Origin of the sequence: Duganella sp. 3397 (assembly GCF_031456625.1) — a bacterium.
Taxonomy (GTDB): domain Bacteria; phylum Pseudomonadota; class Gammaproteobacteria; order Burkholderiales; family Burkholderiaceae_D; genus Rugamonas; species Rugamonas phyllosphaerae.
Genome location: NZ_JAVDVB010000009.1, coordinates 64,539 through 78,878 on the forward strand (window position 1 = coordinate 64,539; position 14,340 = coordinate 78,878).

Genomic DNA, 14,340 nt, shown 5'->3' on the forward strand with positions numbered 1-14,340 from the left:
ACTGAGCAGTACCAGGCACCAGACTATCGCTCCCAGAGCGATCCAGGTGTAGTTGTCAGCCCTAAATTTTGATGCTCGGAAAGGGCTTCCTGATTCATGTGGCTTCCAAAATAGCGGTTTCCCTCGTGCTTTCACAAAGATTGCTAACAGAATATCATCTTGCTTATATGAAATAAACAGTCGCCTAGCAAACTTTTACCAGCGGCTGCTTCTGGCACGCGGTCGTCGTCAACCTGGCCGCTACTTTGCCCCCACGGATGATTTTCCGGCAAAATGAACGTTTCGGCCAACAAAGACCTCGATGCCCAACTTTACAACGCGCGTCGCCATATCCTGCACCAGGCTGCTATTGGTCTGCACCCTGTCAGGTGGCGCAGCCAGCGCCGCTCCGGCGGCCGTCAAGGAAGAACACTTCAACTTCCAGACCTTCTCGTTCGCGCGCATCTCGCTGCAGGAAGTCGAGAGCGCCCCGGTGCGCTATTACCTCTCCAAACCCGCGCAAAAGGCGCCGCTGGTGCTGTACATCCAGGGCTCGGGGTGCGTGCCGCCGTTCTCCGGGCTGGGCACGGCCAACCGCTCGTCGAACATCTATTCGTGGATACCGCTCGCGGCCGAGAAGCGCTACGCCGTCATGGCCGTCGAGAAGCCATTCCAGTCGGAGCAGCCGCAACAGGGCGAACCCGGTTCGGCCGTGGGCTGCGCCGGTGACTTCAACCGGCACTTCTCCTACGATACGTGGCTTTCCACGCTCAAGCAGGCGGTGCGCCATGCCCTGGCGCGGCCCGAAGTCGATGCGCGGCGGGTGCTGGTGATCGGCATGTCGGAAGGCTCGCCGATGGCCGCCGGACTGGCGCGCGAACTGGCCGAAGTGACGGACGTGGTACTCATCGCGGCCAACGGTCCCACCCAGCTCTACGACTTCGCCGCCAACATCTACCGTGCCAACGGCAGCGACGACGACAAGCTCAAACTGCTGCAGGAGCTGGACCGGACCTACAGCGCAATCGCTGCCGATCCGGCCAGCACCAGCAAGTTCGCCTGGGGCCACTCGTACCTGCGCTGGAGCAGTTTCTTTGCGCAGTCCACGGCGACTAACCTGGCGCACTCGAAGGCGCGCGTGTACCTCGCCAGCGGCATGCAGGACGACAGCGTGCCGATCCTGTCGACCGAAGTGCTGTATGCCCAGCTGCGCACCCAGGGCCGGGACGTGACGTTCCGCCGCATTCCATTGGCTGGACACGAGTTGGTGCCGGAAGGCCGGCCGGTGCCCGAGGCGCAGCAGGAATACGACGCCTTCATGGCCTGGTTCGAACGGCGCTGACGGATCAAGCGCCTTAGCGCAGCAGCGCGACCTTGCGCTCGGCCTGGTCGAGCCGGAAGCGCAGCACCAGTTGCGCCAGCATGCCTGCCTGGTCCTGCATGCTGGCCGAGGCGGATGCCGCTTCTTCCACCAGCGCGGCGTTCTGCTGGGTCACCGCGTCCATCTCGGTAATGGCCTGGTTGACGTGGCCGATGCCGATGCTTTGCTCGTGCGAGGCGGCGGTAATCGCGGTCATGATGCTGGTCACGCGCGAAACGCTGGCCACGATCTGGTCCATCGTGGCGCCAGCTTCGGCCACCAGTTCGCTGCCTACCTTGATGCTTTCGACCGAATCGCCGATCAGGGTCTTGATCTCCTTGGCGGCGGCAGCGCTGCGCTGCGCCAGGTTGCGCACTTCGCTCGCAACCACTGCGAAGCCGCGGCCTTGCTCGCCGGCGCGGGCCGCTTCGACGGCTGCGTTCAGGGCCAGGATGTTGGTCTGGAAGGCGATGCCGTCGATCACGCTGATGATGTCGACGATGCGCGTGGCCGAGGTGTTGATGGCGTCCATGGTCTGCACCACCTTGGCGACCACGGCGCCACCCTTGCCGGCCACGTCGGCGGCCGAGATCACCATGTCGTTGGCCTGCCGGGCGTTGACGGCGTTCTGGTTGACGGTGGCGGTCAGCTCTTCCATCGAGGCGGCGGTCTGTTCGAGCGAACTGGCTTGCGACTCGGTGCGGGCCGACAGGTCCATATTGCCGCTGGCGATTTCGGAGGAGGCCAGGGCGATGGTGTCGGCGCTGCGGCGGATTTCGCCGATGGTGTTGGCCAACTGGGTTTGCATGCTCTTCATGCCGAAGAAGATGCTGCTGTCGTCGCGCGCATCGACGTGAATCGGCACGCTGAAGTCGCCGCTGGCGATGCGGCCGGCCGCCTCGCGCACCAGTGCCGGTTCGCCGCCGATGGTGTGGCGCAGGCTCTGGTTGATGCGGGTGACGATAAAGCCCAGCAGCAGCGTCACGCCCAGCAGCACGCTGCCCGACTTGAGCAGCTCGGCCTTGAAGGCGCGGTCGATGTCGTCCATGTACACGCCGGTAATCAGGTCCCAGCCCCACGGGCCGTAGCGGTCCACGCGGCTGGTTTTCGGCAGCGGCTCCTTGCCGCCCGGACGCGGCCATACGTAGCGCACGTAGCCCGACCCGGCGCTGCTGGCGCCGGCGGCGGCGATTTCGCGGTACAGGTAGTAGTTGTTGACGTCCTTGAAGCCGCTCATGTCCTTGCCGTTGTTTTTCGGCGCGAAGGGATTCATCAGCGAGATCATGTCCTTGCTGGCGATGGCGGTGTAGCCGTCCTCGCCGAAACGCAGCGCGCTCACGACGTCGATGGCGCGGCGCTGGGCTTCTTCTTTGGTGATCTGGCCGGCAGTAACCTGCGCGTCAAAATGCTTGACGATGCTCAGGCCCACCTGGTTCACGTTGGTGAGGTCCTTCTGCCGCTCTTCCAGCCGCAGGTCGCGCGTCTGGATCGCGCCGTGAACGAAAATCACCAAGATGCAGAGCAGGCTCAGGATCAGGGGCAGCCATAGTTTTTGCTTGAACGATAAATTCTTCATTGATTATATTTTTTGTACATTTTTCGGGAAACTAATAGTAATTGAATATTTATTATTGGAAAAGTAATTTCCATGTGGAATTTATTAATTAGAGGATGGATTCTAATTTCCCTTCCGGTCTATAATGCATAGCCTTCCCCGTCACAACATCACATGCTTCACATCACACTACGCGCACTGCGGCTGGCCGCTCGCCCCGTGCTGCTCCTGCTGGCGCTCGCGCCGGCCATCGGCCGCTCAGCTCCTGCTCCAACACCACCGCCACCGCAGGTCTTCGAACGATCGCAGGTGGAAGTGCAAGTCGCGCCGTATCGGCAGAGCACCTTGCAGCATGTCGCTTGGCGCAAGCGCGATGGGGCGCCGTCGGCGGCGATCGCGATCACCCAGGACAGTCGGGGCATGCTGTGGTTTGCCAATTACGAAGGGCTCCATCGCTTCGACGGAGCGCGCTTCGACCGTGTCGATGCGATCGATGGTAACAAGCTGCTCGCCATCGATGTGTCGGCGGTAGCTGCCTATGGCGAGGCGTTATGGGTGGGTTACCGCTTCGGTGGCGTGAGCGTGTTCGAGCACGGCGCGGTGACGCATTACCGCGAGGCGCAGGGCCTGCCGGCGCGTACCACGCAGGAACTGGCACGTACCCAGGACGGCGTGATGTGGGCGGCGACCTTTGTCGGGTTGTTTCGCCGCGATGGCCAGCGGTGGACTGCGGTGGGGCCCAGCGACGGCGTCGAGCGGGGGAGTTTCAACCACTTTACCGTGGCGCCCAATGGCGCGTTGCTGGCCTATGGAGACTCGGGGCTGTATATCAAGCAAGCGGTCAGCCAGCGGTTCCGGCGCCTGTCCGGCATCCCTGGCTTGCAAAGCATCGATAGCGGCGACATCCGCCCGGACGGCACCATCCTGCTCAAGACAGCTGACCGGGAGCTATTCGTGCTGGACCCCGTGACCGAAGTGGTGCGGCCGCTGGCACTGCCACATTTCAAGCAGCAGCGGCTCGACGTTTACCAGGAAAAGCAGGGCCGGTTGTGGATCATGACGCCGCAGGGTTTGTACCTGGTCGATCCGTCGCATGCGACCGGCAGCGCGTACTCGATTGAAGGCGGCTTCAGTGGCCGTAATGTGCATACCCAGCTGACCGATCGTGAAGGTAACGCATGGTTCAGCACGGAGGCGGGCGTGGATCGCCTCAGCCATGGCCGCATCAATACGCTGGAGTCGGATGGCGCCCAGGCCATGTACATGAGCGTATTGGCCGGCACGGATGGCGAGATCTGGGTGGGCAGTAACGCCGCGCCGATGATCGGCTATGACGAAACCCTGTACCGCGTCAGCAAGGACGGCAATCGCATTGCCACGCCTGTCCGCAATCCCACTGCCAGTACCCGCGCAGCCGATGACAGCCTGTGGTTTGCCGGTAGCGGCATGCTGTGGCAGGTGCAGGGGGCACAATACCGGCGCTGGACATTACCGGCCGAGGTGTCCGGCGCGGCGGTCCAGGCCATGGCCACCGATGCCAGCGGCAAGCTGTGGCTATCGATTATCGGCAAAGGCATCCACACTTTCAGCGGCGGTGTCTGGGGCCGGCCGGCGTTGCCGAAACTGGCAGCGCGCACCGCGATCTCGCTGCACCGCGACGTTCAGGACAGGCTCTGGTTCGGTTACCCGGAAAACGCTGTCGCCATACTGTCAGCCGATGGCGTGCTGCGGCAGTTGGGAACCGCCGAGGGTCTCGCCGCCGGTAATATTTTGGCGATCAAGAGCCACGGCGGTCATGTATGGATTGGTGGCGACTACGGCCTGGCATGGTGGAACGGTGAGCGCTTTCGCAGTCTGCGCGATGCGGATGGCGCCGATACCGTCGGCGTATCGGGCATCGTGGAAAATGCCGCCGGCGAGCTCTGGCTGCACGGCGCCGGTGGCCTGACGCACATTGCGGCATCCGACGTGGCCGCTGTAATCGAGCACGGCGTCCAGTCGGTGCGCATGGAGCGCTTCAATCACCTCGATGGCTACGGTGGAGTGGCCGCCCAATTGCGCCCGATCCCCACGCTCACCGAAAGCAGCGATGGCCATATCTGGTATGCGTCGAGCGCGTACGTCGGCTGGATCGATCCCAGGAACATCACCCATAACCCGCTGATGCCCACGCCGCAGATCACCGGCCTGCGCGCCGAGGGCCGGCCACACCTGGCCAACGGCGCCGTGCGTCTGCCTGCCGGCACCGAAAACATCGAACTCGATTTCACCGCCGCCGTGCTGACCATCCCCGAACGCGCGCGCTTCCGCTATCGCCTGGCGGGGTTCGAAGATGGCTGGCGCGACGCCGGCACCCGGCGCCAGGCCTTCTATACCAACATGGGACCCGGCGATTACCGCTTCGAGGTGCTGGCCTCGAACGAAGACGGCGTGTGGAGCACGCAGCCGGCCACGCTTGATGTATCGATCGCGCCCGCCTTCGTGCAGACGCTGTGGTTCAAGCTGCTGTGTGCGCTGGTGCTGGCGCTGGCCGGCTATGGCCTGTTCCGCTGGCGCGTGCAGCTGGCCACGGCGCGCGTGGCCGAGCGCATGCAGGAGCGCCTCGACGAGCGCACCCGCATCGCCCGCACCCTGCACGACAGCTTCCTGCAAAGTGTGCAGGCGCTGATCATGCGTTTCGATCGCATCAAGCGCGGCATTGCCGCCGACGATCCGCTGCAACGCGAAATCGACAGCGCGCTCGATACCGCCGACGCGGTGCTGCTGGAAGGCCGCGAGCAAGTGTGGGCGCTGCGCTCGGGCGATGAAGCGCAGACCGGCCTGCAACCGGCGCTGGAAGAGGCGGCCGCCGCCTGCGGCCAGCAGTACGGTATAGCCGTGCGCGTGGAGCAGAACGGTCTGCCTGTACCGCTGCCCGACAGCGTGCAGCGCGAGGTGCACGCCATCGCGCTCGAAGCGCTGCACAACGCCTGCCGCCATTCCGGCGCGGCGTCTGTGCAGGTCGCGCTGCGCTATGCGAAAGACGGCGTGGAATTGCGCGTGCTCGATGGCGGTTGCGGCATCGACGACCAGGTACTGGCCCACGGCGCGCCGCACGGCCACTGGGGACTGGCCGGCATGCGCGAGCGCGCACACCTGATCAACGCCAGCCTGCGCATCAGCCGCCCCGCTGGTGGCGGCACCGAGGTACGTCTGCACGTGCCCCTGAGCTCATAGAAATGAGAACTGGCGTCAGCCGCCAGGCAGCTCGTCCGCGGCCGGCAGCCGTCGCCGTTCCGGCTCGTTGAGCACGCGGGCGATCACCGCCAGCGGTACGCCGGCGTCCTCCATGAAGGCGGCGGCGGCTGCCCGGCCCTCGGTTTTCAGCAGGTCGAGCCCCGCTTCGACGGCGATGGCCTTGCTGCGGTCTGGTCGTGAACCTGCGTCCGGGTCGGTCATGGGGGCTCCAGGTGGCGTCAAGGATACGTCAGGCGTGGCAAGCGGCGATGGTGGTGACGATTTCGTCCAGGCTGGCCGGCTTGGTCAGGTGATCGTTGAAGCCGGCGGCGTGGGTGCGCTGGCGGGTGCCCTTGTCGCCCCAGGCGGAAAACGCCACGATCGCCACGTCGCGCAAGTCGGGTCGTGCGCGCAGCGCGGCAGCGACCTGGAAGCCATCCATGCCGGGCATGCCCAGGTCGAGCAGGATCACATCGGGTGCGAACACCTCGGCTGCTTGCAGACCCTGCGCGCCGCCGTAGGCGACTGCGGTCTGGTAGCCGTAGAGTTCGAGCAGCTCCGAGGCGACATCGGCGGCTTGTTCGTTGTCATCCACGATCAAGATGCGTTTATTAATTGGTACAAGGGACGGTTCCATGGCGGGCATTCGAAGCGTTGGCGACCTGCGAGGTCGCTTCTTTCGGCTGGGTCCGGGCCAAAATGGTGGAAGCGGGCGGGGTAGTGGCGCGCAAACTGTTAAATTTTTCCTGTTGGCAAATTATAGTTGGGAATGGATTTGTTTGCCGGCTCCTGTTGATAAAACACCACAGCGTCGCCACATGGGTGACCTGACCCGAACAACGAAAAGGAATGATGATGAGCGCAACTGACAAGGCAATCCTGGCTGGCGGCTGTTTCTGGGGCATGCAGGATCTGATCCGCAAAATGCCCGGCGTGGTGGCCACCCGCGTGGGCTACAGCGGCGGCGACGTGCCCAACGCCACCTACCGCAACCACGGCACCCATGCCGAGGCGATCGAGATCGAATACGATCCGGCGGTCATTTCTTATCGCCAACTGCTGGAATTTTTCTTCCAGATTCACGATCCGAGCACCGCCAACCGCCAGGGCAATGACCTCGGCACGAGTTATCGTTCCGCCATTTACTATGCTGATGAGCAACAGAAGGCGGTGGCGCTCGAGACCATCGCCGATGTCGATGCGTCCGGCCTGTGGCCCGGCAAAGTGGTCACCGAACTGGCGCCGGCCGGCCCGTTCTGGCAGGCCGAGCCCGAACACCAGGACTACCTCGAGCGCATTCCCAACGGCTACACCTGCCATTATGTGCGGCCCGGCTGGCAATTGCCCAAGCGTTAACTTGTTATAAATCAGTCACTTGCCGCTCGGAAGGTATACGGAAGGACGGCAGTGATGTGCACGACTACAGTTCGATCCTGTTTTAAGCATACTAAAAAAGGAAAGAACATGAGTCAGCTCTTCACCGCCGTCTACGACATCAGCAGCGCCATCGAAGGCCATCCCAACCTGCGCCTGAACCTGGTCGTTGACGGCTGCAACGATACTGTCGTCGGCAACGCCCAGCTCGACGGTGAGCGCGGTATCGCGGTGCGCGGCCACCATGTTCAAATTGATGGAGAGCAACCCATGCAGGCCATTTTGCTGGCAGGCACTACGCCGGTCTTCGTTACCGAAGGGCAACCCTCGGCGTTCCAGTTGCTGATGGTCCTGCCCACCGCGTGGAAGGCCGGCCAGGTGTGTTACAAGATGAGCTTTGGCCAGCGCCAGGCGCGTGTGCTCGAAATCCGCGACGGCGTGGCGCACGCGGTGCTGCCTGCATTGATGCACTGAAGTCGCAGCAAGTCATAAAATATCACCCAAGTGGGCCGTGCCGGGCGTCGGCGGCAGGTAAAAGTTGCTATCATGCGCTTTTGCGCAACCATGTTCGTTCACCATGCCTGAGGCCACCTCCGCCGACATCGCCACCTGCGAAAGCGAGCCGATCCGCATACCCGGGGCGGTGCAGCCGCACGGTTTCCTGCTGTCGCTCGATTTATCGGACGTCCCCGACGCAGCGGACGCTTCCGCCGCGCGGGTGGTGCAGGTGAGCGACAACCTGGCCGACTTTACCGGCATGGCGCCCGCCGCCGCGCTGGGCCAGCAGTTGCGCGCCGTGATCGGCGCCGCTGCCGACCAGCTGGCGCCGCTGTTGCGCCTCGATCCTGCGCGCGACCGCGCCAGCTTTTTGACCACGCTAACGCTGGAGTCCGGACCCACCCAGTACGACGTGTTGGCCCACGTGTGCGACGGCTTGCTGGTGCTCGAGTTCGAACCGGCCGCCGGCAACCTGGAGGCCAGCCTGCACCGCCTGTACCCGGTGGTGGGCGACTTCCTCAACAAGATCAACGATGCCGACTCGATTACCGAGATGGGCCAGCTGGCGGTCAACGAGATCGCCGCACTCACCGGTTTCGGTCGGGTGATGATCTACAGTTTCGACAAGGATGGTCACGGCACGGTGCTGGCCGAGGCGCTGCAAGACGGCTACGAGGGCTATGTCGGCCAGCGCTTCCCGGCCAGCGACATTCCGCGCCAGGCGCGCGAACTGTACCTGCTCAACCGCATCCGCCTGATCCAGGACGCCAACTACACCCCGGCCGCACTGTTGCCGGTCAATCATCCACTGACCGGCCGGCCCACCGACCTGTCACTGGCGGCGCTGCGCAGCGTCTCGCCCGTGCACCTGCAATACATGCGCAACATGGGCACGCTGGCGTCGATGTCGATCTCGCTGGTGGTGGAGGGCAAGCTGTGGGGGCTGGTGTCGTGCCACCACGCCACGTCGCGCCGGTTGAGCTACCACCAGCGCACCGTCTGTGAACAGCTGGGACAAATCCTGGCGCTGCGCATCCGCAACCGCGCCGACGCCGACGAACTGCAATTCCGGCTCGAGGTGCGGCGCGTGATGGTCAATCTGCTCGGTGGCCTTACCCAGGGATCCGACTTTATCGAAAACCTGCGCAGCGTGATGCCGGAACTGCTGCGCTTCGCGCGCGCCGGCGGCGTGGCGATCGTCATCGACGACCGCCTGATCAGTTTTGGCGACACCCCCGGCGACGACCAGATCCGCGACCTGGCCGACTGGATCAGCCTGCATTCGCACGAAGACCTGTTCCATACAGCCAACCTGGGCGCGCTCTATCCGCCGGCAGCCGCCTATGCCGACCGCGCCAGCGGCTTGCTGGCGATGCCGATTTCGCGTATCCACCAGCATTATTTGCTGTGGTTCCGGCCCGAACGCGTGTACACCATCGACTGGGCCGGCCGTCCGCAGGACAAGCAGGGCGCAGGTGCGCTGTCGCCGCGCACCAGTTTCGAGACCTGGCGCGAGGCCGTGCACGGCACCAGCGCCCCCTGGCACGATGCCGAACTGGAGCTGGCGCTGGAATTTCGCACCACCTTGCTCGGCATTGCGCTTGAACGCGCCGAGCAGATGGCTGACCTGGCCGGCGAACTGGGCCGCGCCAACAAGGAACTGGAAGCGTTTTCGTATTCGGTCTCGCACGACCTGCGCGCGCCGCTGCGCCACATTGTCGGTTTTTCCGACCTGTTGATGGAAACCGCCGGCAACGACAACCCCGAGCGGCGCCTGCGCTTCCTCACCAATATCAAGACCTCGGCCCGGCTGGCCGGCAAGCTGGTCGACGATTTGCTCAGTTTTTCGCAAATGGGCAGGTCTGCGCTGCGCCCCGTGCGCATCCGCATGGGCGAGATGGTCAACGGCTGCATCGAACGGCTGGCCACGGAAACAGCGGGCCGCAAGCTGGAGTGGAAGGTGGAAACCTTGCCCGATGTGATCGCCGATCCGGCGTTCCTGCAGCTGGCGTTGTACAATCTGCTCTCGAACGCGGTGAAATTCACGGCGCAGAGCGATCCTGCCGTGATCCGTGTTACCAGCGAGACATTGCGCGACGAAGTGCTGTTCCATATCGCTGACAATGGCGTCGGCTTCAACATGGAATACGTCCACAAGCTGTTTGGCGTGTTCCAGCGCCTGCACCGCATGGAAGACTTCAGCGGCACCGGCATCGGCCTGGCCAATGTGCGCCGCATTGTCGAGCGCCATGGCGGCCGGGTCTGGGCCCGTTCCGCCCCCGGCGAAGGCGCGACGTTCTCTTTCAGTATTCCCAACACTCCCCCACCTGATAAAGAATGACAGAGGTACCCCGCATGCTAAAACCCATCCTGCTCGTCGAAGACAATCCGCACGACCTGGAACTGACCTTGATTGCGCTCGAGCGCAGCCAGCTGGCCAACGAAGTGATCGTGGTACGGGATGGCGCCGACGCGCTCGACTACCTGCACGTGCGCGGCGCGTTTGCCGAGCGCGAACACGGCAACCCGGCGGTGGTGCTGCTGGACCTGAAATTGCCGAAGGTGGACGGGCTGGAAGTGCTGGGATCGATCCGCGAGAATCCGTCACTGAAGAGCTTGCCGGTGGTCATGCTGACGTCGTCGCGGGAAGAGCAGGACCTGGTCCGCAGCTACGAGCTGGGCGTGAATGCCTACGTGGTCAAGCCGGTCGATTTCAAGGAATTCGTGCGCGCCATTTCCGACCTGGGCATTTTCTGGGCGGTCCTCAACGAACCGCCCCCAGGTTCGCAGCGCTACATCAAGCCGCAGTAATCGTGGTTGCTGCGCGCTGGCGCAGCATCTGGCGGATGCGGGTACTCAGGGTTTCCACCGTATAGGGCTTGGCCAGCAGGTTGACCCCTTGCGGCAGCTTGCCGTCGTGGGTCAGTACGCCTTCGGCGTAGCCGGAGGTAAACAGGACCTGGGCGTGCGGCTGATCGCGTTTGACCAGCTCGGACAGTTCCAGGCTGGTGAGCTTGCCCGGCATGATCACATCGGTAAACAGCAGGTCGATGCGCGCGCCGCCCTCGAGCAATTGGGCGGCATGGTCGGCGTCGGGACTGGCCAGCACCTGGTAGCCGAGGTCGGCCAGCATGGCCACGGTGGCCGTGCGGACCGCTTCCTCGTCTTCCACCACCAGGATCGTTTCGGCGCCACCGGCCATGGTGTCGGATTCGGACGGACTGTCGGCTGCCGCCACGGCTTCGTTGCGCGGCAGGTAGATTTGCACGCAAGTGCCTTCGCCGGGGCGGCTTTGCAGGGTGATCTCGCCACCGGACTGCTTGACGAAGCCATACGCCATCGACAGCCCCAGTCCGGTGCCCTGGCCGGTGGGCTTGGTGGTGAAGAACGGCTCGAAGGCGCGCTGCATCACCGCCTCGCTCATGCCCACGCCGGTATCGGCGATTTCGATCAGCACGTAGTCGGCATGCGGCACGTGCTCGCCGGCAGCAGCGTTGACCTGGTGCAGGCGCGCAGCGTCGGCGTCGAGGTTGCGGGCGCGGATGGTGAGCGTGCCTTCGCCGTTCATGGCGTCGCGCGCGTTGATGGCCAGGTTGAGGATCACGTTGTTGAGCTGGCCAACGTCGACTTCGATATTCCACAGCTGCGGGCCGATGTCGGTGACCACCTGCGCGCGCGGACCGAGCACGTGGCCCAGCATGTCGTCCATGTCGGTCAACATCGGCGTGAGATCGACCACCGCGCTTTGCAGCGGCTGGCGGCGCGCGAATGCCAGCAAGTGCGAGGCGAGGCGGGCGCCGCGTTCCACGCCGGCCAGGGCATTTTCGACCCGGACCAGGCCTTGCGGGCTGACCAGCGCCAGCATCTTGAGCAGGTGCAGGTTGCCGCTGATAATTTGCAGCACGTTGTTGAAGTCGTGCGCCACGCCGCCGGTAAGCTGGCCGATCGCTTCCATTTTTTGCGCCTGGTGCAGCGCGGCCTGGCTGGCGCGCAGTTCTTCCTCGCGCTGGCGCAGTTCGACAAATGCGGCATCGCGCTGGCGGCGTGCGTGATAGGCGGCGCAGTGGTAGCGGATGCGCGCTTCGAGCTCGCGCGCTTCGGGCCACTTGACCAGGTAATCGTTGGCGCCCAGCGCAAACGCGCGCGCCTTGGTCTCGGCATCGTCTTCGGACGACAGCAGGATGATGGGGACGTGGGCGGTATCGGCGTTGGCGCGCAACATGCGGATCACGTCGAAGCCGTCGGCGCCGGGCATGCGCAAATCGACCAGGACCACGTTGGCTTCGGTTTCCTGGCACAGGTCGACCGCGCGCTCGGCGTGCTGGTCGTAGCGCAGGCGAATGCCGGGTTGGCGGCTGAGATGGTCTCCGATCAGGTCTTGCGCGATGAGCTCGTCATCAATCAGCAGCACGGAACAGTTGTGGGAAAGGTTGTCGCTCATGGGGCACGGTAGGACGTCAGTTGGCAGATTCTACCTCAGCACAAGACGTGCCACTACGGCAATTCCTACAGTGTGCGTGTTGCCGCACGCCTGTGTAAAATCATTGCATCACACAAAAGGGAGTTGATTTGTTGGAAACCCAGGAACAAGACGTACTGGCCGCCCTGCGCGCCGCCACTGCGGCCCGCCACGCCGAGCTCGATGCGAACACGCCGCTGGCCGCGCCGCACGTCGATCTGGCCGCCTATGGCGCGCACCTGCGCCTGCTCGAGCGCTGGCTGGCGCCCGTGCCCGCCTGGCTCGCCGGTTTTGACGATGGCCCGCACTTGCCCGATTACCTCGGCGCGATCCGCGCCGACCTGGCGCATGGCGCGCTGGCGGCGGCAGCGGCCAGGCTGGAGCGGGCCACGGCGGGGCCGGCGGACCAGGCGGGACAGGCGGAGCAGCCATTTTCCTGGCCGGCGCAGGCCGGTGCCGCCTATCGCTGGGGCGTGTGCTACGTGGTGGAAGGATCGCAACTGGGCGGCGCGGTGCTGTACAAGCGGCTGGCGCCGGCGCTGGCGCCGCATCCGCTCGCTTACCTGCGCGGCAACGGTTCACCCGGGCCGCGCTGGCAGCAGTTTCTCGCCGCGCTGCGCACGCACGTGGTGGAACCAGCCCAGATCGAGGACGCCTGCGCCGGCGCGCGCGACGCCTTCGACCGGCTGATCGCGCTCAACCGGGCCGAAGCGCGCGGTTAGTAGCTGCTCAGCGGCACCGGCTGGCCACCTTTGAAGGTATAGATGGTGACCGGCGATTCTTTCATGTCGCCGCGCGCATCGAAGGCGTAATTGCCGGCCACGCCCTGGTACGTGCCGGCGCTGATCGCCGCTGCCACTTTTTGCGGATCGACCGAGCCCGACTTCTGCATGCCCTGGGCGTACAGCATGGTGGCGTCGTAGTAGGCTGCTGCGTACACGTCCGGGTCTTTCTTGAAACGGGCCTTGAAGCGGGCCTTGAAGGCCGGACCGGCGCTGGCTTTGTCGAGCACGGCGCCGCCTTGCGAGCACAGCACGTTGTCGCCCACCGACTCGCCGCCCAGCTTGCCCATTTCGGCGGTGCAGATGGTGTCGCCGCCCAGCAGCTTGGCGGTGATGCCCAGCTGTTTCATCTGGCGCGCCATCGGTGCGGCCTGCGGCGCATAGCCGCCGAAGAAAATCGCCTCGACCTTCTTGTTTTTCAGCTTGGTGAGGATGGCGTTGAAGTCGAACGCGCGGTCGGTGGTGAATTCGTGGCCGGCCACGGTCATGCCCGAGGCGCGCGCCTGCTTCTTGAATTCCTCGGCCACGCCCTGGCCGAAGGCGGTGCGGTCGTCGATGACGGCGACATTTTTAAATTTCAGCACATTGGCTGCGTACAACGCCATCTTCGAGCCCAGCTGGCTGTCGCTGGCATTCACGCGGAACAGGCCCTTGTAACCCTGCTGGGTAATCTTGGGATTGGTGGCGACCGTGGCCACCAGCGCACCGGCGTCGTTGTAGGCGCGCGAAGCGGGAATGGTTACGCCTGAATTATAGGGGCCGACGATGAAGCGCACCCCGTTGTCGATCAGTTTCTGGGCCGCTGCCACGCCGGCCTTGGGATCGCCCTGGTCGTCTTCGGACAACAGTTCGAACTTGAGTTTTTTGCCGGCCACGGTGATCGGCTTGGCGTTCAGTTCCTCGACCGCCAGGCGGGCGCCGCTTTCGTTGTCCTTGCCCGAAAACGCCTGGGCGCCGGAGAGCGGGCCGCTATGGCCGATTTTTATCACGGTGTCCTGCGCCTGCGCTGCGGTGGCTGCCATGACGGCGATGGCGACTGCCACGAACTTCACGTTGTGCTTCAAACCCATGCGAACTCCCGATGTAGTGATCAAAAAGCGATCGCTGATTATCGCCA

Annotated in this window: 12 protein-coding genes; 7 read left to right on the plus strand and 5 right to left on the minus strand. The window is 64.2% G+C overall.

Translation table 11 applies throughout. The annotated features are described in order from the left end of the window. Nucleotides 1–301: 301 nt before the first annotated feature. Nucleotides 302–1,321, plus strand: a complete 1,020-nt coding sequence (locus J2X54_RS23590; protein WP_310184263.1) for an alpha/beta fold hydrolase — start codon at nt 302–304, stop codon at nt 1,319–1,321. A 13-nt stretch (nt 1,322–1,334) separates the two neighbouring features. On the opposite strand, the gene J2X54_RS23595 is transcribed toward J2X54_RS23590, so the two are convergent. Next, complete coding sequence (locus tag J2X54_RS23595) at nt 1,335–2,915, minus strand: methyl-accepting chemotaxis protein (protein WP_310184264.1); 1,581 nt, start codon at nt 2,913–2,915, stop codon at nt 1,335–1,337. A gap of 153 nt (nt 2,916–3,068) precedes the next feature. Here J2X54_RS23595 and J2X54_RS23600 point away from each other — a divergent pair, with 153 nt between their 5' ends. Then, nucleotides 3,069–6,110, plus strand: a complete 3,042-nt coding sequence (locus J2X54_RS23600) for a triple tyrosine motif-containing protein (protein ID WP_310184265.1) — start codon at nt 3,069–3,071, stop codon at nt 6,108–6,110. 15 nt (nt 6,111–6,125) lie between these two features. Here J2X54_RS23600 and J2X54_RS23605 read toward each other — a convergent pair whose 3' ends face one another. Together J2X54_RS23605 and J2X54_RS23610 are read right to left on the minus strand one after the other, a co-directional pair. After that, complete coding sequence (locus J2X54_RS23605; RefSeq protein ID WP_310184266.1) at nt 6,126–6,353, minus strand: hypothetical protein; 228 nt, start codon at nt 6,351–6,353, stop codon at nt 6,126–6,128. Between the two features lie 7 nt (nt 6,354–6,360). Continuing rightward, nucleotides 6,361–6,705, minus strand: a complete 345-nt coding sequence (locus tag J2X54_RS23610; protein ID WP_310184267.1) for a response regulator — start codon at nt 6,703–6,705, stop codon at nt 6,361–6,363. A gap of 260 nt (nt 6,706–6,965) precedes the next feature. On the opposite strand from J2X54_RS23610, the gene msrA reads away from it, so the two are divergent. The 4 genes from msrA to J2X54_RS23630 all read left to right on the plus strand — a co-directional run bounded on the left by msrA (nt 6,966) and on the right by J2X54_RS23630 (nt 10,793). Then, nucleotides 6,966–7,466 carry a peptide-methionine (S)-S-oxide reductase MsrA gene (gene msrA, locus J2X54_RS23615; RefSeq protein ID WP_310184268.1) on the plus strand — a complete coding sequence of 167 codons (501 nt, stop codon included), beginning with the start codon at nt 6,966–6,968 and terminating at the stop codon, nt 7,464–7,466. A 108-nt stretch (nt 7,467–7,574) separates the two neighbouring features. After that, nucleotides 7,575–7,958, plus strand: coding sequence for a DUF1842 domain-containing protein (locus tag J2X54_RS23620; RefSeq protein WP_310184269.1), 384 nt, complete (start codon nt 7,575–7,577; stop codon nt 7,956–7,958). Between the two features lie 103 nt (nt 7,959–8,061). Next, entirely contained in the window at nt 8,062–10,323 is a 2,262-nt protein-coding gene (locus tag J2X54_RS23625) for an ATP-binding protein (protein WP_310184270.1), read from the plus strand. Nucleotides 10,324–10,337: 14 nt separating this feature from the next. Then, entirely contained in the window at nt 10,338–10,793 is a 456-nt protein-coding gene (locus J2X54_RS23630; RefSeq protein WP_070245875.1) for a response regulator, read from the plus strand. On the opposite strand, the gene J2X54_RS23635 is transcribed toward J2X54_RS23630, so the two are convergent. Next, entirely contained in the window at nt 10,780–12,423 is a 1,644-nt protein-coding gene (locus J2X54_RS23635; RefSeq protein WP_310184271.1) for a response regulator, read from the minus strand. The genes J2X54_RS23630 and J2X54_RS23635 overlap by 14 nt on opposite strands. Nucleotides 12,424–12,554: 131 nt before the next feature. Between J2X54_RS23635 and J2X54_RS23640 the strand changes: the two genes are divergently transcribed. Continuing rightward, nucleotides 12,555–13,163, plus strand: a complete 609-nt coding sequence (locus J2X54_RS23640; RefSeq protein ID WP_310184272.1) for a biliverdin-producing heme oxygenase — start codon at nt 12,555–12,557, stop codon at nt 13,161–13,163. Here the strand turns inward: J2X54_RS23640 and J2X54_RS23645 are convergent. Continuing rightward, on the minus strand, nt 13,160–14,293 hold the full coding sequence (locus tag J2X54_RS23645; RefSeq protein WP_310184273.1) for a branched-chain amino acid ABC transporter substrate-binding protein: 1,134 nt from the start codon (nt 14,291–14,293) through the stop codon (nt 13,160–13,162). The two genes, J2X54_RS23640 and J2X54_RS23645, sit on opposite strands and share 4 nt — an antisense overlap. Nucleotides 14,294–14,340: the final 47 nt, after the last annotated feature.